A 23,881-nucleotide genomic window follows, 5' to 3' on the forward strand; every position below is an offset into this window, starting at 1 on the left:
ACGCATCACGGCCTCTGACGCCGCCCCCCTATTCCCCTCCCGATCCGGCCTGGCTCGAAGGCTCCATCATGGCAGCCCGCGGCGAAGCCAAAGGGCGCGCCGGCGACCGCTACGAGATCACCGAGGCGAGCCAGGGCAAGTATCACTACGTCTACGGCCCCTATGCCACGCCCGTGCTGCGCGTGGATCCGGGCGCGGTGGTGAGCGCCGAGACCCACGACGCCATGGAAGGGCAGATCAAAAACGAGAGCGACAAGCCGTCGGAAATCCTCAACTTCCCCTTCCTCAACCCACAGAACGGGCCGATCTTCGTCAACGGCGCGGAGAAGGGCGACTGCCTCGCCGTCTACATCCACGACATCGTGCCGCGCGGGCCGCAGCCCATCGGCACCACCTGCATCATGCCGGAGTTCGGCGGCCTCGTCGGCACGGGGGACACCGCGATCCTCAACGCGCCTCTGCCGGAGATCGTGAAGAAGCTGCATGTGGACCCGGCGACAGGCGTGCGCTGGAACGAGCGAATCAGCCTGCCCTATCAGCCCTTCATCGGCACCATCGGCACCGCGCCGGAGATCGAGGCCATTTCGTCCCTCGTCCCGGACTATTACGGCGGCAACATGGACCTGCCGGACGTGGCACCCGGCGCCGTCATCTACCTGCCGGTGCATGCGCCCGGCGCCCTGCTCTATCTCGGCGACTGCCACGCCGCGCAGGGCGATGGGGAGCTGTGCGGATTCGCCATTGAGCATCCCACCGTGACCACGGTGCAGATCGACCTCATCAAGGGGTGGAACTTCCGCTGGCCGCGGCTGGAGACCCACGACCGCATCATGACCATCGGCTCCGGCCGCCCCATGGAGGACGCCGCCCGCATCGCCTATCGCGAGCTGGTGCGCTGGATGGCCGCCGACTACGGGTATGACGAGCTGGAAGCCTACATGCTGCTGACGCAGGCCGGGCACCTCAGGGTCGGTAACATGGTGGACCCGAAGTACACGCTCGGCGCTTCCGTCGACAAGACGCTTCTCGGCGCGGCCTGAGCCACGCACACCTGGCAATGGCTCCGGCGGTCACGTGATCGCCGGCAGCCTCCGGCCGAGCCACCTACGCCCGCAGATCCTGCCACTCGGGATGGCGGCGGAACTGCGTGGCGACGTATGAACACAGCGGGGTAATCTTGAAGCCCTCCGCTCGGGCATCGGCGATGAGGGCATCCACCAGACGCGCGGCGATGCCGCGCCCCTCGAAGGCCGGCGGCACGCCCGTATGGGTGACGACGAACGGGCCATCGCCGCGGCGCTGGTAGCTCAGTTCCGCTTCCGCACCCCCGCCGAGGCGAATGACATAACGGCCTCCGCCCGGCCCCTCCTCGCGCTGAATCTCTTGGCGAGCATCTTGGCTAGCGTCGCTCATCATGCCTCCGTCGGTGGTGGTGCCCCCACCATAACGGCGATGCTATCCCATCAGTTCACTCGGCGCGCCTCAAGCCCGCGAGCGTGCGGAAAGCATCTGCGAGCCGCTCCTTGGACAAAGGCTGCACGAAGTTGCGAATATAGGGCGCGGTGTCCCAGGACACGGAAACGATGCCGTCCACCGCGGCCTCGGTCGCGACGCCGAAATCCTCCAGCGCGCGCGGCAAGCCGAGGCGGGCGTAGAAGGCCAGCATGTCCGCCATGAAATCGGCGTCGCGCCCCTCCGCCAGCAATTGCACCAGAAGCCCGAGGGCCACCTGTTCGCCATGCAGCGCCCGCGCCACCTCCGGCACCGTGGAGAAGCCACGGGTCAGCGAATGGGCGATGGACAGGCCCCCGCTCTCGAAGGCGAGGCCGGAGAGGAGGATGGTCGCCTCCACCACGCGCTCCACCGCCTCGTCCGCCGTCTTGCGGGCGACGGCGGCCACCGCCGCCTCGCCATCCGCGCGGATGGCACGGTAGCAGGCATCGGCGATAGTGACGGCGAGCGTGGTGGGGCGACCCTTGAAGAAATTCAGCCCGCCGGCGGCGGCGCACTGCTCTACTTCAAACTTCTTGGACAGGGCATCGCCGATGCCCGCCACGAAGAAGCGCGCCGGCGCCTGGACGATGACGGACGTATCCACCAGCACCGCATCGGGATTGGCATCCATCAGCCGCACTTCGCTCAGCACGTGCTCGGCGGTGTAGACCACCACGAGGCGGGAGGTGGGGCTGTCGTTGGAGGCGATGGTCGGCACGATCACGAGCGGCGTGCGCAGCGCGATGCGCACGCCCTTGGCGGTGTCGATGGCCTTGCCGCCGCCGACACCGATCACCACGTCCGCGCCCGCCGCTCGCGCGGCGGCTGCCAGCTTGTCGATCTCCGCCGCCGTACATTCCCCGCCGAAGGTGGCGAAGGTGACCGCTTCGGCCTCCGTCATCGCGGCCTTCAGGCGCGCCCCGAGCAGATCCATCACGATGGCATCGGCCACCACGAAGGGCCGGCGGCCGTGCAGGCGCACGAGCGCGCCCAGCTCACCAAGTGCCTCAGGCCCCTGGATGTAGCGGGCCGGAGACCCGAACGCGCGCACGCTCATGCGTCACCCCAGTGGAAATCGCGCTTGCCGCCATCCATGCAGATCAAGGCGCCGTTGATGAAGGCCGCCTGCGTGGAGCACAGGAAGGCGACGAGCGCGCCCACCTCCTCCGGCTGGCAGAAGCGGCCGATGGGATTCTGTCCGGTGATCACCGCCCGCTTCTCCGGCGAGAAGGTAGCTATGAAATCGGTGGCCACATAGCCGGGGGCGATGGCGTTCACGGTGATGCCGTCCGCCCCCACCTCCTTCGCTACCGTGCGGGTGAAGCCGAGCACGCCAGCCTTGGCCGCCGAATAATTGGCAACCCCCGGCCGCCCGCCGCCGGTCACGTTCATGGACGAGGTGTTGACGATGCGGCCGAAACCGTTCGCGCGCATCAGCGGAATGGCGTGTTTGCTGCACAGGAAGGTGCTGCGCAGGTGGGTGGAAACGATGATGTCGAAATCGTCGATCTCCATCTCCGCCACACGCCGCCCGAGATGGCGCCCGCCCGCCCCGGCATTGTTCACGAGAATGTCGAGCCGCCCGAAGGCGACCGCCGCAGCAGCCACAACGCCGGCCGCGCCCGCCTCATCGGCCACGTCGCCCGGCGCTGCCGCCGCCTCGTACCCAGCCTGCCGCAGTTCCTCGGCGCAGTGGGCGGCACCCTCCGCGTCGATGTCGTTGATGACGATGCGCGCGCCCTCGGCGGCGAGCCCCAACGCCTCCGCCCGGCCGATGCCGCGCGCCGCGCCGGTGACAAGGGCGACCCGCCCTTTCAATCCCAGATCCATCTTGGTCTCCGATCAGCCCTTCACCGCGCCCGCGCCAAGCCCCTGAATGAAGTATTGGCTCAGCAAGGCGAAGGCGCCGAACAGCGGCAAGGCGATGAGGGTGGAGCCGGCCATGATCTCACCCCAGCGCAGATCGAACGAACCGACCATGGAGGCGAGGCCCACCGGCACGGTCTTGTTGGCATCGGAGCCGATCATGATCAGCGCATAGGTGTAGTCCGTCCACGACAGGAGGAAGGAGAAGATGGCCACCGTGATGAGCCCCGGCAGCGACAGCGGCAGCACCACCCGCAGGAAGGCGCCGAGCCGCGTGCAGCCATCCACCATGGCGGCCTCCTCCAGCTCGAACGGCATGCTCTTGAAAAAGCCCCACAGGAACCACACGCCAAGCGGCAGCGTGAGGGTGAGGTGGGAGACGATGACGCTCGCCAGCGTGTCGCCGAGTCCGAGCTTGGCGAAGATGGAGAACATGGGAATAGCGATGAGCAGCGGCGGGAACATGTAGGCGTAGAGCATCGCCCCCACGATGATCCCCTTGCCCCGAATGCGGTGGCGCGTGACCGCATAGGCGATCATGATCGAGAACACCATGGTCACCGCCACCGTCACCGCCGCGACGATCAGCGAGTTCAGGAACTGGGTGGGATAATCCGTCAGCTCCAGAAGGTTGGTATAGTATTCCCAGGTGAACGGGCCCGGCAGCAGCGACGTGGAATTGATGAGCGCCTGCGGCGCGCGGGTGGAGGACACCACCATCCAGTAGATGGGAAAGGCCGAATAGACAGCGATGAGCAGGGCGGCGCCATAGAGCGCCACGCGGCCAGCGAGCGAGCGGGGGGAGCGAGACATTCCGGCATCACTCCGTGTCGAGCGGGAACAGGCGGAAATAGATGAACACCACCAGCGACAGGATGGCGAAGGAGATGGTCGCCACCGCCGCGCCGCCGCCGATGTCGAACTGCCCGAAGGCCTGGCGATAGGAGAGGATGGCGAGGTGCTCCGTAGCGCCCACAGGGCCGCCCTGTGTGAGCAGCCAGATGACGTCGAACTTGTTGAACATCCACACCGCGCGCAGCAGCACGATCACGGTCAGGATCGGCTTCAGCATGGGCAGGGTGATGTGGAAGAAGCGCTGCACGGCATTCGTGCCGTCCACCTTCGCCGCCTCGTAGAGCGAGGACGGCACCGTCTGCAGCGCGGCGAGGAAGGTGGTGGTGACGAAGGGCGTCCACATCCACACGCTCACCAGGATTACCGACGCCATGGCCGCGCCCGGGCTCTCGAACCACTGCACCTGTGGCAGGCCGACGGCGGACATCATGGTGGTGAGGACGCCGATGGAGCCGTCGACCATCCATTTGAAGGTCAGTACCACCACCACGGTCGGCAGCAGATAGGGCAGGATTGAGAGGCCGCGCACGATATTGCGGCCGGGGAAGACCTGGTTGAGCACCAGCGCGAAGCCGATGCCCAGCACCACCTGGAAGATGATAGTGCCAAACGAATAGATAAAACCGTTGATGAGCGCGCGCCAGAACACCCACTGCGACAGCATGCGCGTGTAATTGTCGAGCCCAGCCCATTTGGGGGCGCCGACGAAGGAATCCATCTGGTAGAAGCTCAGCGACACCGCATAGACCACCGGCGCCACGATGAGCAGCGCGGTCACGGCGAGGCCCAGGATGAGGAAGGAATAAATCGTCGCTTTGGAGCTCACCTGCGGCGCCTCGCTGGAGCGGCTTGTGACCCGTCAGGGCCAGCACGGAAACGCCCGGCCTGAGGGCCGGAGCGATGTGGAAGGAATGGCCGGCAGGCCACGATCAGGGCAGAGCCTGCCGGCCTTGCGTCTTCGGACGAAACCCTCAGGACGCAATCATGTGGCGGTGACCGCTCACGAAGCGATGACCTGCCGCATGCGGTCGGCCGCGGTCTTCACGCACTCGGCGGAGGACATGCCCTTCAGCACCTTGTTCTGGAGCATCTCCGGGAACACGAAGGCCTCGAAGATCTTGCCGGGCTTCAGGCTCGGCGAGGGGCCCTGCGTGTCGATGGAGGTGAGGATCATGTTCTTGTCGGTGAGGAACGACTTCATCATCTCCACCGCCGCATTGTGCTTCTCGATGAGCGGATGGGCCCGCCAGCGCGCATCGTCATAGACATCGAGGCGCGGCGGCTGGAAGTGCAGCGGGGCGGTGTGCAGGAAGTTGATGTACTGGTTCTCCGTGAACCACTTCATGAACTTCATGGCCTCGTCGGACTGGGGCGTCTTCAGCACCACCCAGCCGTCATAGCCGTGGTTCACCGCCTGGTGCTTACCGGCGGAATCCATGTAGGGCATGATGCCGTACTTGTCGGCGAGGGCGGGATTGTTGCGCTCCAGCACCTCGATGATACGGCCCGCATAGGCGGTGTGCGCCACCTTGCCCGAGGTGAAGTTGGACAGCACCTCGCCGAAGCTCGCCTGGCTGGTACCGGACGGCATGGTCTTGTAGAGATCGCCGAAGAAATCGAGATAGCGGCTCGCGCGCGGCGCCATGTCCGCATTGTCGAAGATGATGTTCCACTTGTCGTCGAACAGCTGCACGCCCTCGGCCCACATGAAGCCGGGGGAGAGCCAGTTGGTGGCGCCGTTCGAGCCGATGGGGAACAGGGAGCCGGACGTGCCGTCGCCGTTGAGCGCCTGGCTGTTTTTCAGGAAGCCGTCCCAGGTCTTCGGCACGTCGAGCTTGTTCTTTTCGTAGAGATCCTTGCGATAATAGATCCAGGCAAGGTTGTAGTCGTAGGGATACCAATAGACCTTCCCGTCCACCGGGAACAGGATGTTCGGCCCCCACTTGTATTTGTCCGTCAGCTCGTTGAGCGGCATCAGCTGCCCCTCGGAGGCGAGGATCAGCACGTGGCCGATGAAGGCGAAGGTGGCGATGTCGTAGGGCGTGCCGCCGCGCAGCGATGTGGTCACCTTGGTGAAGATGCCGTCCAGCGGAACGGAATCCACCACCACCTTGGTGCCGAACTGCTTCTCGTATTCGGCCGCCGCCACCTTCAGCGCGCGGATGCTGTCGATGGAGGTCTCGGCATTGAGGAAGCGAATGGTCTTGGTGCCCTGCGCGCGCACCACGGCGGGGGCCGCGAGCCCACCCGCGGCGATGCCGGCACCGAGGGCTCCAACGCTCAGTGCTCCGGCGCCCTTCAATAGGGTCCGGCGTGACAGCCCGTCCTTCTTGATCTCGTCCATGGCGTTCTCCCGATCGTCTTGTTCTGCGTTCTTGTTTTCACTCGGCAAATTCAGGCGGCGGGGCGCCGCCCCACGTCCGCATCGGCGCGGTTGATCCGCGCTCCGGTTTCCTTGGAGAAGACATGCAGCCGGCCGGGCCGGAACTGGATGGGCAGGGTCGTGCCGTTGCGCACGGCGTCGGTGCGGTCCATGAGCACGCGAAGGCGCACGCCCGCGACCTCGCCGATGCAGAGCGTCTGCGCGCCGAGCTGCTCGATCACCGCCACCTGGAAAGCATGCGCGCCCGGCGCCTCGCCGACGCCGATGTGCTCGGGGCGGACGCCCAGAACCAGCGGCGTCCCCTCTGGGGCGGCGATGCCCGGGGGCAGCTCGATGGAGAGGCCGCCGGCCTTGAGCGCGCCGCGCTCCAGATGCCCCTCGATGAGGTTCATTTCGGGCGAGCCGATGAACCCCGCGACGAACAAATTGGCCGGCCGGTCATAGACTTCCAGCGGCGCCCCCACCTGCTGCACGTGGCCGTCGCGCATGATGAGGATGCGGTTGGCGAGCGTCATCGCCTCCACCTGGTCGTGGGTGACGTAGACCATGGAGGTGCCCACCTCCTGATGCAGGCGGGCGATCTCCTCGCGCATGCGCACCCGCAGCTTCGCGTCAAGGTTGGAGAGCGGCTCGGCGAGCAGGAACACGTCGGGGTCGCGCACCAGCGCCCGGCCCAGCGCCACGCGCTGCATCTGCCCGCCGGACAGCTGCTTGGGCTTGCGCTCCAGATAGGGATCGAGTCCCAGCATGGCGGAGGCGGACTTCACCCGCCGGTCGATCTCCGCCTTGTCCATCTTGCGCATCCGCAAGCCGAAGGCGAGGTTCTCGTAGATGGTCTTGTGCGGGTAGAGCGCATAGTTCTGGAACACCATGGCGATGTTCCGGTCCTTGGGCTCAAGGCGGGTCACGTCGCGCCCGCCGATCTCGATGGTGCCGGTGGTGATCTCCTCCAGCCCCGCGATCATCCGCAACGTCGTGGACTTGCCGCAGCCGGAAGGGCCGAGGAACACCACGAACTCGCCGTCGCGGATGTGGAGGTCCACCCCATGCACGGCCACCTGGCCACCATAGGCCTTGCGGACGGTGTTGAGCCTGACTTCAGCCATGGGTGACCTCATCCCGGCGGGCCGTGGCGTTGGCCCGCTCGTCCTCGACGAAGGCGTGAATGCGATGGTTGATCGGGGCGAGCGCCGCCTGGATCTCGCAATAGAGCCCGTGTCCCCGCGCATAGAGCGCCGCGCGCTCGGGATCGGGCGTGGCAGTGGAGACGATGGCGACGCGACGCGCCGCATCCGCTTCGTCGGCATACGCGCCGACGCCCACGCCAGCCAGCAGCGCCGCACCGAAGGAGGCTTCCGCCACCGCCGGCAGCTCCACCTTCACATCCAGCACATCGGCCACGATCTGCCGCCACAAGGCGCTCTTCGCCCCGCCGCCGGTGAGGCGCGCGGTGGAGAAGTCGAGCCCCTTGGCGCGCAGGGCGACGAGGCAGTCCTTCAGCGAATAGGCGATACCTTCATACAGCGCCCGCACGAAGTGGCCCGGCCCGTGGTTGAAGCCGATGCCCACGAAATCCGCGCGCAGCAGCGGATCCCAATGGGGGCTGCGCTCGCCGTTGAGATAGGGATGGAAGAACAGGCCCTCCGCCCCCGGCCGCACAGCGGCGGCAAGGCGGTCCATTTCGGTGAACACCGCGCCCCCATCCTCGCCCCCGCGCTTGAAGAAGGTGTCGCGCAGCCATTTGTGGGCCGAGGCGCAGGAATTGGTGGCCGCGATCACATACCAGTAGTCTGGCATGATGTGGGGGTAGTTGATGACGGTGAAGTCCGGCCGGGGATCGCGCGAGAGCACGCTGACCGTCGCGGCGGTGGCGAGCTTCACCACCCCGAGCCCCTCGCCCGTCATGCCCGCGCCATAGGTCTCGGCGGCGGTGTCGGAGGTGCCGCACACCACGGGCGTGCCCTCGGCAAGGCCCGTTTGCCGCGCGGCTTCCGCCGTCACGGTGCCCACCACGGTCTTCGGCGCCACGATGGGCGGCAGCGTCTCCAAGGGCCAGCCGATCATGGCGCACAATTCGGGCGACCAGCCGCCGGTTGTGGCATCGGCCATCAGCGTGCCGACGGCGTCGATGGTGTCCGTCTCCCAGGTGCCGGTGAGGCGGGAGCGCAGCCAGTCCTTGGCCACGTAGAGCCGGCGCACGCGGGCGAAGGCGGTCGGCTCGTGCCGGCGCAGCCACAGCATCTGCGGCAGGGTCCAGGTGGGATTGGCGCGGTTGGCGCCGATCTCCAGGATGCGCGCATCCCATTGCCGGCGCAGGTCCGCCGTCTCGGGGCCGGAGCGCTGGTCGTTCCACAGGATGGCGGGGCGGATCACCGCGCCGTCCGCATCCTCCAGCACCTGCGTGTGGGCGCCGGCGGAGAAGGAGACGGCGAGCACGTCGCGCGGCGACGCGCCGGCGGCGGCGAGAGCGCGCGGCACGGTTTCGCACACCGCGCGCCACCAGTCGTGCGGGTCCTGCTCGCTCCAGCCGGAATAGGGCGCGGAGGTGGCGATGGGCGCGGACGCCTCGCCCGCCAGCGTGCCGTCGATGCGGATCACGCTGGTCTTCAGCGCCCCCGCGCCGAGATCGATACCGATGAGGAGATCAGCCGCCACGGCGCACGTCCACCGCTCCGGCGGCCGGGCGCAGGCCCAGCTTGCCGGGGTTCATGAGGTTGCCCGGATCCAGCGTGTCCTTGATGGCCTGCAGGATGTCGAGGCCGACGCCCAGCTCCCGCGCCAGCCACGGGTTGCGGAACACGCCGACGCCGTGATGGTGGGCGATGGAGCCGCCATGGTCCAGCGTCAGGGACTGGATGGTCTCCCACAGCCGCGCATGGAGCGGCAGCGCTTCGGCTTCCGGCATGGGCGGCAGGCGGATGGTCATGTACTGGCAGGCGCCCTCGGGATAGATGTGCGACCAGTGCGCACCGAAATGGATGTTCGGGTAGATGGCCCGCACCGCCGCTTCCATGGCGGCATACATGCCGGGAAGCGCGGACCAGTTGCCCGTCACCTCGATGGTGTCGTTGTAATAGCCCGCCGCCTGCCACTTCTGCGAATAGGCGACATAGCGGTTTTCCTTCCAGTGGTGGTACGGCCCATCGGGCGCGATCACCGCACCCTGCGCCTTGGCGATGGCGAGGCTCATCTCCTGTTCCGCGCTCACCATGGGCTCGGTACCGGAGAAGGCGAAGATGCCGAGGATGGGCCGCGTGGCGAATGCCTCAAGCCCCTGCGTGCGCTCCGCGCTCTCCGCCGCGTCATAGAGGCGGGCGATGGTCGGGCGCAGTTCGGCCTGCATGATGAGGCGGGCAGTTTCCCACGCGGCTTCCAGCGAGGGGAAGGCCAGCACAATGCCGCGCTCCACATCGGGCTTCTTCCAGATGCGTAGCGTGACCTCGGTGATGATGCCGAAGGCACCCTCTCCGCCCACCATCAGGTCGCGGATGGACGGCCCCACCGAACGGCGGGCGAGCGGGCGCACCTCCAGCAGGCGGCCGTCCGGCAGCACGGCCTTGAGGCCGAGCACGATGTCCTCGATCTTGCCATAGCGGCTGGAGGCCTGTCCGCCGCCCCGGCACGCGACCCAGCCTCCCACCGTCGAGATCTCGATGGACTGGGGAAGATGGCCGCAGGTGAAGCCCTCGGCATTCAGCGCCGCCTCGAACTCCGCGCCGTTCATGCCGGCCTCGACGGTGACCATGGCGTTTTGCGGATCGACCGAGACGATCTTGTCCAGCCGACGCAGGTCCACCATCACCTCGCGGGCGAGCGGGATGGCGCCGCCCAGCACGCCGGAGCCATTGCCGAACGGGATGAGCTGGATGCCGTTCTGCCGGGCATGGCGCACGATCGCGGCCACCTCGTCCGCCGAGCCGGGCCGCAGCGCGAGGCGCGGCATGACACCAGCGAGCTTGCCGGTGCGGGCGCGGAAATTGGCGAAGGGCAGGCGGTCATGGGCATAGGCGCGCCGGTCTTCGGCGCCGGTCAGCACGTTGTCGCGGCCGACCAGCGCGGCGAAGGCCTCCACCAGCGCCGCGTCGGCGGACGCTTCGGATCGCGCGGCTTCGTTGATGTTGGTTTGGACTGCGGCCGGACCGGTCATAGGCACCTCTTTGCGCGAGAGGCACGGCGATGCGATCCCTTGCGGGCTCCCATGCTGGCGTCCTCCCATCGTCGTTTTCGATCTTGAACAATCGTTTGTTCAAAGCTGTCAGAGAAAGCCGGAGGCGTCAAGCGGGGATATTCAGAGGGGGGCGGGACCGGTGGAGCCGCGCACCACGAGGGCGCCGGGCGGCAGCGGCGCGACCGGCGTCGGGTCTTCCCCGCCGAGCGCCCGGATGAGCAGGTCGGCGGCGACGCGGCCCATCTCCTCGGTGGGCATGGCGACGCTGGTGAGGGCGGGATAGAGCATTCGCGCCACCGGCGCGTCGTGCAGGCCGATGACGGAGATATCCTCGGGAATGCGCAGGCCCGCCTCGTGCAGCGTCGCCATGGCGCCGGCGGCGGAAACGAGGGTCGCGGCCAGTACCGCCGTGGGGTGTTGCGGCAGCAGCTCCCGCATGGCCTGCGTGCCGCCTTCGGCCGTGTAGCCCGCCACCCCCACCAGCGCTTCATCGAAGGCGATGCCCGCCGCCGCGAGCCCGTCGCGATAGCCCTGCAGGCGCTCGCGGGCATTGAAGCCGCCCTCGCGACCGGCGAGATGGGCAATGCGGCGGTGGCCCAGCGCGGTGAGATGCTCCACGCCCTTGCGCGCGGCGGCGCGGCTGTCCAGCACCACGGAGAGCGGCGCGCCGGGCAGGATGCGGTTCATGAGCACGAAGGGCACCCGCGCGGCGGCGAGATCCGTGCGCAGCACCTCGTCATCGTCGAGGCTCGCGACCAGAAGGCCGTCCACGCGGTTGGTGCGGGAAATCTTGGCGATCGTGGTGGCCGTCTCCCCCGGCTCGCGATGGGAGATGAGCAGCGAATAGCCGCGCTCGGCCGCCTCCAGCTCCGCCCCGCGGATGGCTGAGGCGAACACCGGGTTGTCGAGCTGGGGCACCACGATGCCGAGCGTATCCGTGCGCTGGGTCCTGAGCCCACGCGCCAGCGGATTGGCGAGGTATTGCATCTCCTCGGCGATCTTCAGGATGCGGACGCGCGTCTCCTCGCGCACCCGCTGGCTCGCCTCGCCCCTGAGGACGCGTGAGGCCGTCGACATGTCGACGCCCGCCGCCCGCGCCACATCCGCCAATGTCACCCGCGCCATTCCGCCGGAGCCCCCTGCCAGCTCTCCCGCGCCCACCATCCTCCAGGCACGGGCGTCTTTGCAAGGCGGGCGAAATGCCCCGCCGACCGGGCCGGCGGAGCGGAGCGGCTCAGTGGCCGAGGGACCAGCGCCGCTCGATGGGGGCGGGCTGCTTCTTGCGGGTGGCGCAGAGCGAGCAGCCACAGCCGGCCAGATGCTCGCGCTTGACCACCTTGGGCTCGGCAGAAGTCTTCTCCGAGCGGTCGATGGCCCGGCGCAGCTTGCCGTTCATGGTGCTGAGGCGGGGCATCGCCATCTCGCGCGGCGCCTCGCCGCTGCAATTGGGGCAGCAGGCAGGCTGTTCGGCCGCGCTCATGGAGCCCCAGTCGTCGAAGGGGCCGCAGGCCTCGCAGGAATAGGTATAGAGGGGCATCGTCTGTCTCCCGGGGGGAAACGGGCGGCCCACGGGCCGCCCGGATGGAGTGTCAGGGGTTGAGCCAGCCCTGCAGCAGCGAGAGGCCGGGCACCCAGCCGGTGAGAATGCCGATGAGCACGGTGAAGGCGCCGGTGAACTTCAGAATCGGCTGCTTCATCGTCAGCAGCAGGAAGTAGCAGAACCAGAGCAGGCCCCAGCCCACCCAGTTCCACCCCATCCAGAGCCCGATGGGGCTATCCGCCCCGCGCAGCGACTGGATCGCCACCGGCGCCACGGTGATGGCCACGAACAGGCTGAACCAGCCGAGCCCCCGCCCGTCCACCTTGGTCACGCGGTTGTAGGCCACCCAGAAATAGGTGGCGGTGAACAAGAGCGTCAGCGCGGCGCCCTTGATGGAGGCCGCATCCGCTGCCGGGTTGAAGGCCCAGAACAGCGAGATGGCGAGCGTCACCACGCCCGACACCACGTTCACGACGATGATCTCGCGGTCCTCGATCTTGCCCAGCAACCAGAGGCCGTTGAGCACGAGCACCGCGCCCACATAGAGCAGGCCAAGTCCAAGCAGCATGATGGATCTCCTCAGCCCCGGCCAATGGCTCGGCCGGGGCGACAGGGGTTGTTCCGAAGGTGCCTGGACTTCAGCTCGCGCGGGCGACGTCGACGCCCGAGACCTGCCGGGTGGGGCCGGTGGAGTTCGGGTTGATGTCGAAGTCGAAGATCTTGGTGGGGATCGCCACCGTGGCGCACACGTTCGGGATGTCCACGATGCCGGCGATGCGCCCCTCCACCGGCGCGGTGCCGAGGATGGTATAGGCCTGCTCGCCGGAATAGCCGAATTTCTTCAGGTATTCGATGGCGTTGAGGCAGGCCCGGCGATAAGCGACATGGGCATCGAGATAGTATTGCTCGCCGGTGTGCTCATCCACCGAGATGCCTTCGAAGATGAGGTAGTCGTCGAAGTGCGGGTCGATGGGGCTCGGCTTGAAGATGGGGTTGATGACCCCGTATTTGGCCATGCCGCCCTTGATGAGGCCCACGCCGATGTCGATCCACCCGGCCATCTCGATGGCGCCGCAGAAGGTGATCTCGCCGTCGCCCTGGGAGAAGTGGATGTCGCCCATGGAGAGGCCGCCGCCCTTCACATAGACCGGGAAGTAGCAGCGTGAGCCGCGCGACAGGTTCTTGATGTCGCAATTGCCGCCGTGCTCGCGCGGCGGCACTGTGCGCCAGCCTTCCGCCGCCGCCTTGTCGCGCATCGCACCGGTCATCTGGCCCATGAGGGCGGTGTCGGCATAGGGCAGCGCCGCAAGCGGCGGCACGCGCTGCGGATCGGTGGCGACGAGGGCGGCCTCGCGGCGGTTCGCCTCGGCCATCAGCTTGTGGTCGGGCAGGCAGCCGATCAGGCCGGGATGGATGAGGCCGGGATAGCGCACCCGCGGCACATGGCGGGAGGTGGTGTAGATGCCGTGGAAGTCCCAGCAGGACTTCACCGCCTCGGGATAGTGCTCGGTGAGGAAGCCGCCGCCGTTCTGCTTGTCGAACAGGCCGTTGAAGCCCCATTCGGAACCTTCGATGGGGCCGATGTCGAGGATGTCCACCACCATCAGGTCACCCGGCTCGGCGCCTTCCACGCCGAACGGACCGCTCAGATAGTGCACCTTGGTGAGGTCCACGTCGCGCACGTCGTTGGCGCTGTCGTTGTTGCCGATTTGCCCGCCGGTCCAGTCGTAGCATTCGACCCGGAACTCGTCGCCCGGCTTGAACATCTCGACCATGGGCAGGTCCGGATGCCAGCGATTGTGCGTCTTGATGGTCTGCTGCTCGGGCTTCTTGTTGAGGTCGATCTTGAAGACGGTCTTTGCCATGGGGCTTCCTCCTTGGAGGGTGCCGCGGCTTTCGCGCCGCTCTACGGACAGCCTTGAAGCCGCCACGCCCGCACCCTGCCCAGGAAAGCTAGGAAGCCCATGTAAGCGGCTTAGGCGCTTCGTGGGCCGCGCATGTAAAATTTTGTAAGCGGCAGCGGCTCGGGCGCGCATCGCCCGCCGGTCGCGCTATGATCGCGAGGCGAAGCAATCTTGGGACGAAGCAGAAGCTCAGCGCGAGGGTGCACGGCGGGATGATGAACGAGGCTGCGCGCAGTCCGAAAATCCTGATGGTGGACGACGACCGCCGGATGTGCGGCTTCGTCACCAAATTCCTGGCGCGGGAAGGTTTCTGCGCCGATTTCGCGCTGGACGGCAGCGCCATGCGCGACGCGCTGGCGGCGACGCGCTTCGACCTCATCATCCTCGACCTCACCTTTCCCCGCGGCGAAGACGGGCTCTCCCTCGCCCGCGCGGTGCGCGCCGGCTGGGACATGCCGCTGCTCGTTCTCTCGGCCAAGTGCGAGACGGTGGACAAGATCGTCTGCCTGGAACTCGGCGCGGACGACTACGTGACCAAGCCGTTCGAGCCGCGCGAGCTGCTTGCACGGGTGCGGGCGCTGTTGCGGCGCGCCAATGGCGCCATCCGCACCACGCCCCCCTCCCCTGCCCCGGCCGTGCCGTCCGGCCATCATCTGGCGTTCGGCGTCTTTCGGCTCGACCTCGACCGCCGCGAGCTGACCCGACAGGATGGCACCCGCGTGACGCTGACCAGCCACGAATTCCGCCTGCTCGCCGCCCTCGCCGAGCGGCCCGGCCGCGTGCTCACCCGTGACCAGATGCTGGATCTCGTCGCCAACCGGCAATGGGCGCCGTTCGACCGCAGCATCGACGTGCTGGTCGGCAAGCTCCGGCGCAAGCTGGAGGATGGTGGCGGCGGGGAGATCATCAAGACCGTGCGCGGGGAAGGCTATGTCTTCACCCCGCCCGCGCCCCACTGAGGCGTCGTCTCAAGCGTCGCGCGGGGCGGCTGGCAGCAGCAGCGTGACGCGGGTGCCCGCGCCCGGCTCGCTCTCGATGATCAGGTTGCCGCCGGACTGCCGCGCGAAGCCGTAGACCGTCGCGAGGCCGAGGCCGCTGCCGCTTTCCGCCGGCTTGGTGGAGAAGAAGGGATGGAACGCCCGCTCCACCACGTCCGGCGCCATGCCGCAGCCGTCATCCTCCACCACCAGCGCCACGTAGGCGCCGGGCGGCATGTCGTCCAGAAGCACGGGCGCGCCGGGGGCAAGGTCACGCAGTTCGGCGCCGAGGCGGATGGTGCCGCGCCCGTCGAGGGCATCGCGGGAGTTAAGCATGAGGTTGAGCAGGCTCGCCTCCAGCTGGCGCGCATCGACAATGGCGGCACACGGCTCACGCGCGACCAGCCGATCCAGTGCGATGCCGGCACCCAGCGCGGCATTCGCCTGGTGGATCACCTGGTCGAGCACATGGTCGAGGTCCACGAGGCGCGGCAGCAGCGGCTGCGCCCGGCCCACGGCGAGCAATTGGCGGCTGGCGGCGATGCCTTCCTCCACCGCGCTGAGCGCATCCGCCACCAGCTCGCGCATCACCGCGCGATCGCCCGGCGGATCGCGCAGTACCTCCTCCTGCAACAGCTTGAGATTACCGCCAACCACCGCGAGGAGATTGTTGAAGTCGTGGGCGATGCCCGCCGAGAGCCGGCCGATGGCCTCCAGCCGCCGGCTGCGGCGCAGCAGTTCCTCCGCTTGCGCCCGCTCGTGGGCCAGCGCATGGCGATCGAAGCAGCGGCCGAGGGTGGCAAGAAGATCGTCGGGATCAAACGGCTTGCAGACATAGTCATAGGCGCCGGCCTGCAAGGCCCGGATGGCGGTGGGCACGGAGGCATAGGCCGTCACCATCACCACCAGCAGGTCCGGCCGGATGCGACCGAGTTCCGTGGCGAGGGCCACGCCGTCCTCCCGTCCGAGGCGGATATCCACCAGCGCGACGCCCGGCGCCTCCGCCGCCATGGCTTCCACCCGCGCTCTGGCACCGGCGCCGTCATGGGCGACGGCGATCACATAGCCTTCCATCTCCAGCAGCGCGGCGAGGCTGCCGGCGAAGTCCTGGTCGTCGTCCACGATCAGGACGCGTCGTTCCGCCCTACGCGGCATCGGCATGCTCCCCGGCAGACGGCAGCGTGATGTCGACGCGCGTGCCCCGGCCCGGCTCGGAGCTGATGGAGACGCTGCCGCCGTGGCGCTCGGTGATGCGCTTGACCAGCGCGAGCCCGAGGCCAAGCCCGAACGGCTTGGTGCTGAACAGCGGCTCGAACAGGCGCCGGCGCACCTCATCATCCATGCCCACGCCATTGTCGGTGACGGTGATGCGCACCCGCTCGCCCTCCGCCGCGGTGGCGATGGCGACCCGGCCCGGCGGCGCCCCGGCGGGCCGCTCCAGCACCGCCTGCATGGCGTTCTGCACCAGATTGACGAGCACCTGCCGCAGCCGCTCGCCGTCCGCCTCGATGATGCGGTCACAGTCGAGGTCCAAGGCCAGCTCGACACCGGACAGGGCACGCAGGTCCGAAGCCTGCTCGGTGATCCAGGCATCAAGCGCCAGCGGCACCATGCTGACGTCTGGCCGGCGGGAAAACTCCAGCAGATCCTCGATGATGCGCACGCAGCGCCGCACGTTGCGCTGGATGCGGTCCAGCTCCCCCCGTTCGCGCTCGCCGGCGAGGGTGCCCGCCCGCTGCAGCACCGCCACCGAGGTCGTGAGCGTTCCCAGCGGGTTGCGCAGCTCGTGGCTCACCGTCGCGGTCAACTGGCCGATGGCGGCGAGGCGCTCGCTGCGCGTCAGCTCCTCCCGCGTCTCGTTCAGCTTCTCCAGCGAGCCGACGAGGTTGCGCTCGGCGAGTTCCCGGCTCTCGTTGGCGAGCACGATCCACCACGCGCTGATGGCGAGCAGCGGCAGCATGGCGAGGAACACGCGCAGCAGCAGCCCGCCATTGTCCAGATGGGGCGTCTCCGCCCCCGGATCGATCAGCCGGTAGGTGAGCAGGAACAGCGCCGCGGTGACCACCGTGAGGGCGACGAGCACGCCGCCGACCTTGAGGAGGCGCTGCGGCATGTGCGGCGCGATGCGCCGCCGGAACCCCTCGCCGAAATAGCGCGAGCGCGAGCTTTCGAGATCCTGATGCGACTTCTTGCAGGCATCGTGGCAGTGCGCGTCGAGGCTGCAGCAGAGCGAGCAGATGGGGCGCTCGTAGAAGCTGCAATAGGCCATGTCGTCCCGCTCGTAGCCGTGATCGCAGATCTCGCAGCGCAGGACGGGTCCGGTGCCCTGCGCAAGCGAGGCATCGACCGGCGGCCGGGCCAGATAGTAGCGCCCGCGCGTGGCGAAGCCGATCGCGATGGCGGTGAGGAAGGCGACGAGGAAGGAGAGCGGCGCCGCATAGGCCTCGACGGCCGGACCGAAGACCCCGGTGAAGGCGAGGAGGGAGACGAGCGAGCCCGCCGCCATGCCGCCGCAACCCACCGGGTTGAAATCGTGCAGGTGGGCGCGCTTGAACTCGATGAAGCCGGGGCTCACCTTCAGCGGCTTCAGCACCAGCAGGTCGGCGATGATGGCGCCGACCCACGCCATGGCGATGTTGGAATAGACCGCCAGCACCACATCCAGCGTATCGAAGATGCCGAGCAGCATCAGCAGCAGCGAGATCAGGATGTTGAACACCAGCCACACCACCCGCCCGGGATGGTAGTGGGTGACGCGGGAGAAGAAGTTCGACCACGCCAGCGAGCCGGCATAGGCGTTGGTCACGTTGATCTTCACCTGCGACACCAGCACGAACAAAGTCGCGCAGAACAGGGCCAGCGCCGGGTTGTCGAAGACGTGCTGGTAGGCGACGAGGTACATGTAGATGGGCTCGAGCGCCGTCTGATGCGGCAGGCCGGCGCCGAGGACGAGCACCGCGAGCAGGCCGCCGGCGAGGATCTTCAGCCCGCCAATGACGATCCAGCCCGGCCCCGCCATCACCACCGCGCCCCACCAGGCGAGCCGGTTCGTGGCCTTCTTCTCGGGCAGGAAACGCAGATAGTCCGCCTGCTCGCCGATCTGCACCACCAGCGAGCACATGACGCTCACCGCCGCGCCGAAGGCCAGCGCATCGAACCCGGACGATCCGGTGTCGCGGCCGACGAAGCGGGTCCACGCCGCGACCTCGTCCGGCGCCTTCAGCCAGATCATCACGAAGGGCAGCACCATCATCGCGAGCCAGAGCGGCTGCGTCACCATCTGCAGCCGCGAGATCATGGTGATGCCCATGAGCGTGACGGGGATGATGACGACGGACGACAGGATATAACCGAGCACCAGCGGCAGGTCGAAGTAGAGCTTCAAGGCCTGCGCCATGATGGCGCCTTCCAGGGCGAAGAAGATGAAGGTGAAGCTCGCATAGATCAGCGACGTGACCGTCGAGCCGATATAGCCGAACCCCGCCCCGCGAGTGAGCAGATCGAGGTCGATGCCGTATTTGCTGGAGTAATAGGCGATGGGCAGGCTGGTGATGAAGATGAACACGGACACCGCGAGGATGGCGAGGCTCGCATTGGTGAAACCGTAGTTCAGCGTGATCGAGCCGCCGATCGTCTCCAGCGCCAGAAAGGAGATGCCGCCGAGCGCGGTGTTGGCGATGACGAAGGGCGACCAGCGACGGAAGGACCGCGCCGTGTAGCGCAGCGAATAGTCCTCCAGCGTCTCGTTGGCGATCCAGGAGTGATAGGACCGCAAAGCGGGCAGTTCGGGCGTTTCCAACGCGTTCTCACCTTGTTATTGCCTCCAAGGCTAGAGGTTCGCGCACGCAGAGGCCAGCCCCGCCGTCCGCGTGTCGCGCCGGTGCCCTCAGCCGCCGCCGGCGGCTGCGGTCCAGACGGCCTCGGCGCTGACGGCGGTCACGCTTCCGCGCCGCATATGACACCTGCTTTTTGCAGGTCCTGATAGTCCTCGGGGCTCATCCCGATCTCATCAAGCAATTCGCGGTTGTGCTGTCCCAGCCGGGGCGCCGCCAGCCGGATCGACCCGGGCGTCTGGTCGAGCCGTGGCACCACATGGTGCATTGGCAGGAGGCCCATCTCGGCGTCGGGATAGTCGGTAAGCAGTTCGCGTTCGGTGACGTGGGGATCAGTCATGATCTGTGGCGTGTCGTAGATCGGCCCGATGGTGACCTCGGCCTGCTCGAAGAAGGCGACGTTTTCCTCTTGCGTGCGGGCCCCGATGAAGGCTCCGATGATGCTGTCCAGCTCAGCGGCATGCTGCAGCCTGTCCGCATTGGTGCGAAAGCGGGGATCGCCGACCAGTTCAGGACGCCCGATGGCCCGGAACAGCCGCTCGGTCATCTTCTGGGTGGAGCCGGACAGGCTGACATAGCCCCCGTCGCTGCACCGATACGCGTTGCGGGGCGCGGAATTCGTCGATCGGCTGCCGGTGCGCGGCTTCACCTTGCCGGTCAGGCGGTAGTTTGCCGCCTGCGGGCCGAGGATGGCGAACAAAGGGTCCAACAGCGGCAGGTCGATCACTTGGCCGCGGCCGGCCTTCACCTCCACCTCACGCAGGGCGATCATTGCGGCGGAGGCGCCATAGATCCCGGCGACGCCGTCGGCGAGATACATGGGCGGCAGGACCGGCTCGCGATCGGCAAATCCGTTGATGGCGGCAAAGCCCGACAGGCCTTCGATAACGGTGCCGAAGCCCGGCCGCTGCGCATACGGCCCGTCCTGTCCCCATCCCGAGATGCGGATGATGACCAGCGCGGGATTGATCGCCTGCAGTTCCCGCGGCGACAGTCCCATCTGCTCCAGCACGCCGGGGCGAAAGCTCTCGACGAAGATCTGCGCCGACGGCACCAGCTTGCGGATGATCTCGATGGCGCGCGGGTCGCGCAGGGAAAGCGCCAGGCTCTTCTTGTTGCGCCCGTAAATCTTCCAGTGCGTCTCGATCCCTTCCGCCTTCCATGCGCGCAACGTGTCGCCTTCGGGCGGCTCGATCTTGATCACCTCCGCGCCGAAGTCGCCGAGAATCTGCGTCAGCACGTTTCCCGCAAACAGGCGCGACATGTCGAGGACACGAATGCCGTCCAGCGTTCCGCGTGCCTCTGGCTGATAGTCGAGGGTCCGAAGCGTGCTCATAGGGTCCTTTCGAGCGGATTCCGGTCCGCCAGGCGCATGACCGCGCGGGCGCGCTCGACGAACGGCTTGTCGATCATGTGACCGTCGACCAGATAGGCGCCGATGCCGCGCGCCTCGGCATCGGAGGCGGCCGCAACCACCTTTCGCGCCCATGCGATCTCGTCGGCGTCCGGCGCGAAGATTTCGTTGGCCGTGGCGATCTGGCTGGGATGGATGCAGCTCTTGCCGGCAAAGCCGTGGTGCCTGGCGGCGATGCATTCGGCGCAGTAGCCGTCGCGATCGCTGACGGCGGCGAAGGCGCCATCATAGGCGGCGATCCCGGCTTCCGCCGCGGCGAGCCGGACCGCGAGCCGCACATGCGCCAGCGCGGCCCCATCACGGCGTGCGATGCCGCAGGGTTCGAGCAGATCCGCGTAGCCGACCTGCAAGCCTATCACCCACGGATGCGCCGCGGCGAGTTCGGCCGCCTTGCGCAGCCCCCTGGGCGTCTCGATGTTGAGCAGGATCTTCAGGCTGCGGTCCGGCGCGGCGCGTGACCGGCAACTTGCGATCCGGGCGACGGCCTCACCGACGGCGCCCGCGTCTTCCGCCATGGGCAGGTTGACCACGTCGACGTGGAGACCGCCCAGAGCCGCCATGTCCGCGTCGAACGCCTCGGTGCCAAAGGCATTGACCCGCACCACGATGGTCTTGGCCGTGGCCGGCCGGCGTTGAAGGAACGCGGCGAGATTGGCGCGGGCCTGCGGTTTCTGGTCCTGGGCCACCGCATCCTCGAGGTCGAGCGCCACGGCGTCGGCCTCCGACGCGAATGCCTTTTCGAACAGTTCGGGGCGGGAGGCGGGGACGAACAGCTTGCTTCGCATCAACATGGCCTCGTCCTCCCCGCGCCGCTGGGCGTTCCGGATGCGGCCGATCTTGCGGGTCGGTCGAGGTCGCGTAAAATGCATTAATTGCAATTTTTCATGAGTGTTCTGCATGAAAATCCCCATCGACGGCGTTCAGGCTTTCGTGCATGTCGCCGAGCTCGGGAGCTTCCATCGCGCCGCAGAGCACCTCTTCATCACCCAGACCGCGCTCACCCGCCGGATCCAGCGCCTCGAGGCTTTTGTCGGATTGCGGCTGCTGGACCGGACGACGCGCTCGACCACCTTGAGTCCCATGGGCAAGGAGTTCCTGCCCATGGCGCGGCGCATCATCGATGATCTTGTCGATGGTCTTGACCGGCTGCGCACCTCGTCCCGGCTCGGGGTGGGGGATGTCACCGTGGCGACCCTGCAGTCCGTCGCCTTTCGACACCTGCCGTCGGCGCTGCGCACCTATGCCCGCGCGCACCCGGACAATCGTGTCCAGGTGCTGGAGCGTTCGGGGGCGCTCGTCACCGAGGCGGTGCTGCAGGGGCATGCGGACTTCGGCATTCACATTCAGCAGGATCCCCACCCGGACCTGACCGAAGACATGCTGATGCGCGACCCGTTCGTGCTCGTGTGCAGCCGGTCGCATCCCGTTGCAAAGGCAAAGGGCGTGGCCTGGTCAGATCTGAAGGGCATCGACCTCATCACGCTCGGCGGCGCGAGCGGCAATCGTCGCAGCGTCGAAACCCAGTTGGCCAAGGCCGGTCTGAACACCCGTGGCCGGTTCGTGGTGGAGAGCACGCCCAGCGCCATCGCGCTGGCCCGGGAGAATGTCGGCGCGGCAATCCTTCCGGCCGCCATGACCAAGACGCTGGCGGCCGGCCTCGTGGAGGTGCCACTGGTCGAGCCCGTCGTGTTCCGTCTGATCGCCTTGGTGAAACGGAAGAACGAGACACTTTCCCCTGCCGCCAGCGCGCTCTATGCCGTCATCAGGAACGAACTCTCGCACGCCCGCACCAAGACGCCAGCAGGACGCGCATAGCGACCCGACGCCGCGTCACAGCGCCCGGGCGACCTCCCGCACGGCATTGAAGAACAGCTCCACCTCCGGCCCGGGTCCATGCCCGGCCCGGGTCGTGAGGCCGACCGGACCGCCGGAAATGGAGGTGGACAGAGGCAGGCGCACGAGGGTGCCGTCTTCCAGATCACTCGCCACCACGCCCTGGGAGATGACCCAGACCGCATCGCTGGCCAGAACGTGGGCGCGTGAAAAACTCGGGTCGGTGGTCTCGATCCGCTCGGCCGGGGTTCTGATGCCTTCCAGCAGAAACAGGCGATCGATCTCCGGGCGGATGATGGAGCCCGTCCCCGGCAGGATGAGGGGGTGGCGGATGATTTCGGCGAGCGCCACCGGATGGCCGGTCTGCGCCGGGTGGTGCGGCCGGGCGACGAAGACGATGGGTTCCGAATAGAGGTGCTCGAACGCCAGCCCCATCATCACCGTAGGGCCGGCAAGGCGGCCAACCACCAGGTCCAGCCGCCCCTGCTTGAGTTCCTCCAGCAGCCATCCGTTGGGGCCGGCTTCGATGGCGATGGCACCGGCAAGGCCCGCCGCCCTCGCCCGCTGCACCGCGCGGGGCATGATGCGCGCCGCCACCGTGGGCAGGGCGCCGACGCTGAGGGTGGCCACCATGCCGGACTGGGGATGGCGCAGGGTGTCGATGCCGCGGTTGAGCTCCACGAAGGCCGCGCCGGCGTGGATCCGGAAGGCCCGGCCCTCGGCCGTGAGCGAGGCCCCGCTGCGGCCGCGATCGAACAGCGCCGCGCCGAGGATCTCCTCCAGCTCCGCGATCGCCCGTGAGACGGCCGGCTGCGTGAGGTTCAGCGCCTCGGCCGCACGCCCGAAGCCGGCGCGGGCCGCCACCTCAAGGAAGCAGGAAATGTGGCGGAGCTTGATTCGGCCGTCGATCATGGCGCGTTACATATCAAAAACGCATGGGAGGATACGAAACTATCATTTTCCATATCGAAATGCACATGAGAGCGTGACCTAGGGTGTACCGCAGCGACCGTTGCGGCACGCCGCTCCGAAGCCATGCAGAGGCATGGCGCATCCCGGTTTCCGCCCACTCACCCGCAAGAGGCGCCATGTCATCCCCCGCCGGTCGATCGCAGCGTTGGACTAAAGGCATGGCGACCCGTCGTGCGGTGCTCGGGGACGCCCATGTGGAAGCGGCAACGGCCCGCGCCACCCCGCTGGACGAGGCGTTCCAGACCTTCATCACCGAAGGGGCCTGGGGGTCCGTGTGGTCGCGCCCCGGCCTGAGCCGGCGCGAGCGCTCGATCATCACCATCGCGCTGCTCGCTGCCCTCGGCCATGACGAGGAACTGGAGATGCATGTCCGGGCGACGCGCAATACCGGGGCCAGCGCCGAAGATGTGTCCGAGGCCCTGATGCATGTGGCGGTCTATGCCGGCGTGCCGGCGGCCAACCGCGCCTACAAGATCGCCAAGGGGGTCTACGCCGAAGCCAGCTCACATGGAGACCAGGGCTGAGACAGGCGGATTCGAAGGCGGGACATACGTCTCCGCCTGGTGAGAAGACCCGCGCGCTGCGTCGGCCGTGACGGGGCGCTGACCGCTCGACAGCGGCGTCACGAACGCGCGTGTGCCC

At 67.7% G+C, this 23,881-nt stretch carries 22 protein-coding genes; 4 read left to right on the plus strand and 18 right to left on the minus strand.

From position 1 onward, the window contains the following. Positions 1-68: 68 nt before the first annotated feature. Positions 69-1,040, plus strand: coding sequence for an acetamidase/formamidase family protein (locus tag ACE3QW_RS01240; protein ID WP_374250185.1), 972 nt, complete (start codon positions 69-71; stop codon positions 1,038-1,040). 64 nt (positions 1,041-1,104) lie between these two features. On the opposite strand, the gene ACE3QW_RS01245 is transcribed toward ACE3QW_RS01240, so the two are convergent. The 13 genes from ACE3QW_RS01245 to fmdA all read right to left on the minus strand — a co-directional run bounded on the left by ACE3QW_RS01245 (position 1,105) and on the right by fmdA (position 14,171). Next, on the minus strand, positions 1,105-1,413 hold the full coding sequence (locus tag ACE3QW_RS01245) for a GNAT family N-acetyltransferase (protein ID WP_250167283.1): 309 nt from the start codon (positions 1,411-1,413) through the stop codon (positions 1,105-1,107). 55 nt (positions 1,414-1,468) lie between these two features. Beyond that, positions 1,469-2,551, minus strand: a complete 1,083-nt coding sequence (locus ACE3QW_RS01250) for a glycerol dehydrogenase (RefSeq protein WP_374250118.1) — start codon at positions 2,549-2,551, stop codon at positions 1,469-1,471. Continuing rightward, positions 2,548-3,324: an SDR family NAD(P)-dependent oxidoreductase gene (locus tag ACE3QW_RS01255; protein WP_374250119.1), complete on the minus strand. Its 777-nt coding sequence runs from the start codon at positions 3,322-3,324 to the stop codon at positions 2,548-2,550. Before ACE3QW_RS01255 ends, ACE3QW_RS01250 begins: the two co-directional genes overlap by 4 nt. A gap of 12 nt (positions 3,325-3,336) precedes the next feature. Then, positions 3,337-4,173, minus strand: a complete 837-nt coding sequence (locus tag ACE3QW_RS01260) for a carbohydrate ABC transporter permease (RefSeq protein WP_374250120.1) — start codon at positions 4,171-4,173, stop codon at positions 3,337-3,339. 7 nt (positions 4,174-4,180) lie between these two features. After that, positions 4,181-5,041, minus strand: a complete 861-nt coding sequence (locus ACE3QW_RS01265; protein WP_029555665.1) for a carbohydrate ABC transporter permease — start codon at positions 5,039-5,041, stop codon at positions 4,181-4,183. Positions 5,042-5,215: 174 nt separating this feature from the next. Next, positions 5,216-6,559 carry an ABC transporter substrate-binding protein gene (locus tag ACE3QW_RS01270; RefSeq protein ID WP_374250121.1) on the minus strand — a complete coding sequence of 448 codons (1,344 nt, stop codon included), beginning with the start codon at positions 6,557-6,559 and terminating at the stop codon, positions 5,216-5,218. Between the two features lie 50 nt (positions 6,560-6,609). Further along, on the minus strand, positions 6,610-7,704 hold the full coding sequence (locus tag ACE3QW_RS01275; RefSeq protein ID WP_374250122.1) for an ABC transporter ATP-binding protein: 1,095 nt from the start codon (positions 7,702-7,704) through the stop codon (positions 6,610-6,612). Further along, positions 7,697-9,253 (minus strand): xylulokinase, encoded by a 1,557-nt coding sequence (locus ACE3QW_RS01280; RefSeq protein WP_374250123.1) that lies wholly within the window; start codon positions 9,251-9,253, stop codon positions 7,697-7,699. The genes ACE3QW_RS01275 and ACE3QW_RS01280 overlap by 8 nt, the downstream gene beginning before the upstream one ends. Beyond that, the gene (locus ACE3QW_RS01285) at positions 9,243-10,745 is read right to left on the minus strand and encodes an FAD-binding oxidoreductase (protein WP_374250124.1); all 1,503 of its coding nucleotides are present in this window, start codon (positions 10,743-10,745) and stop codon (positions 9,243-9,245) included. Before ACE3QW_RS01285 ends, ACE3QW_RS01280 begins: the two co-directional genes overlap by 11 nt. A 141-nt stretch (positions 10,746-10,886) precedes the next feature. After that, positions 10,887-11,930, minus strand: coding sequence for a LacI family DNA-binding transcriptional regulator (locus tag ACE3QW_RS01290; protein ID WP_374250125.1), 1,044 nt, complete (start codon positions 11,928-11,930; stop codon positions 10,887-10,889). Between the two features lie 70 nt (positions 11,931-12,000). Further along, positions 12,001-12,303, minus strand: coding sequence for an FmdB family zinc ribbon protein (locus ACE3QW_RS01295; RefSeq protein ID WP_024280764.1), 303 nt, complete (start codon positions 12,301-12,303; stop codon positions 12,001-12,003). Between the two features lie 52 nt (positions 12,304-12,355). After that, positions 12,356-12,874 carry an AmiS/UreI family transporter gene (locus tag ACE3QW_RS01300; protein WP_029555671.1) on the minus strand — a complete coding sequence of 173 codons (519 nt, stop codon included), beginning with the start codon at positions 12,872-12,874 and terminating at the stop codon, positions 12,356-12,358. Between the two features lie 70 nt (positions 12,875-12,944). Next, on the minus strand, positions 12,945-14,171 hold the full coding sequence (fmdA, locus tag ACE3QW_RS01305) for a formamidase (protein WP_024280766.1): 1,227 nt from the start codon (positions 14,169-14,171) through the stop codon (positions 12,945-12,947). 251 nt (positions 14,172-14,422) lie between these two features. Here fmdA and ACE3QW_RS01310 point away from each other — a divergent pair, with 251 nt between their 5' ends. After that, on the plus strand, positions 14,423-15,169 hold the full coding sequence (locus ACE3QW_RS01310; protein ID WP_374250126.1) for a winged helix-turn-helix domain-containing protein: 747 nt from the start codon (positions 14,423-14,425) through the stop codon (positions 15,167-15,169). Positions 15,170-15,178: 9 nt separating this feature from the next. Here the strand turns inward: ACE3QW_RS01310 and ACE3QW_RS01315 are convergent, their stop codons facing one another. From ACE3QW_RS01315 to ACE3QW_RS01330, 4 genes are all read right to left on the minus strand, one after another. After that, positions 15,179-16,342 carry a response regulator gene (locus tag ACE3QW_RS01315; protein ID WP_374250127.1) on the minus strand — a complete coding sequence of 388 codons (1,164 nt, stop codon included), beginning with the start codon at positions 16,340-16,342 and terminating at the stop codon, positions 15,179-15,181. Continuing rightward, complete coding sequence (locus ACE3QW_RS01320; RefSeq protein WP_374250128.1) at positions 16,332-18,986, minus strand: ATP-binding protein; 2,655 nt, start codon at positions 18,984-18,986, stop codon at positions 16,332-16,334. The genes ACE3QW_RS01315 and ACE3QW_RS01320 overlap by 11 nt, the downstream gene beginning before the upstream one ends. A 137-nt stretch (positions 18,987-19,123) precedes the next feature. Then, positions 19,124-20,356, minus strand: coding sequence for a CaiB/BaiF CoA transferase family protein (locus ACE3QW_RS01325; RefSeq protein ID WP_374250129.1), 1,233 nt, complete (start codon positions 20,354-20,356; stop codon positions 19,124-19,126). Next, positions 20,353-21,333 carry a CoA ester lyase gene (locus tag ACE3QW_RS01330; RefSeq protein WP_374250130.1) on the minus strand — a complete coding sequence of 327 codons (981 nt, stop codon included), beginning with the start codon at positions 21,331-21,333 and terminating at the stop codon, positions 20,353-20,355. Before ACE3QW_RS01330 ends, ACE3QW_RS01325 begins: the two co-directional genes overlap by 4 nt. Here ACE3QW_RS01330 and ACE3QW_RS01335 point away from each other — a divergent pair. Further along, positions 21,332-22,249, plus strand: a complete 918-nt coding sequence (locus ACE3QW_RS01335) for a LysR substrate-binding domain-containing protein (protein WP_374250131.1) — start codon at positions 21,332-21,334, stop codon at positions 22,247-22,249. The genes ACE3QW_RS01330 and ACE3QW_RS01335 overlap by 2 nt on opposite strands. A 15-nt stretch (positions 22,250-22,264) precedes the next feature. On the opposite strand, the gene pcaQ is transcribed toward ACE3QW_RS01335, so the two are convergent. Then, positions 22,265-23,179, minus strand: coding sequence for a pca operon transcription factor PcaQ (gene pcaQ / locus ACE3QW_RS01340; protein WP_374250132.1), 915 nt, complete (start codon positions 23,177-23,179; stop codon positions 22,265-22,267). A 176-nt stretch (positions 23,180-23,355) separates the two neighbouring features. Here pcaQ and pcaC point away from each other — a divergent pair, with 176 nt between their 5' ends. Beyond that, positions 23,356-23,763, plus strand: coding sequence for a 4-carboxymuconolactone decarboxylase (pcaC, locus tag ACE3QW_RS01345; protein WP_374250133.1), 408 nt, complete (start codon positions 23,356-23,358; stop codon positions 23,761-23,763). The last annotated feature ends 118 nt before the right edge of the window (positions 23,764-23,881 follow it).

It is taken from the genome of Xanthobacter sp., from assembly GCF_041911315.1.
Taxonomy (GTDB): domain Bacteria; phylum Pseudomonadota; class Alphaproteobacteria; order Rhizobiales; family Xanthobacteraceae; genus Xanthobacter; species Xanthobacter aminoxidans.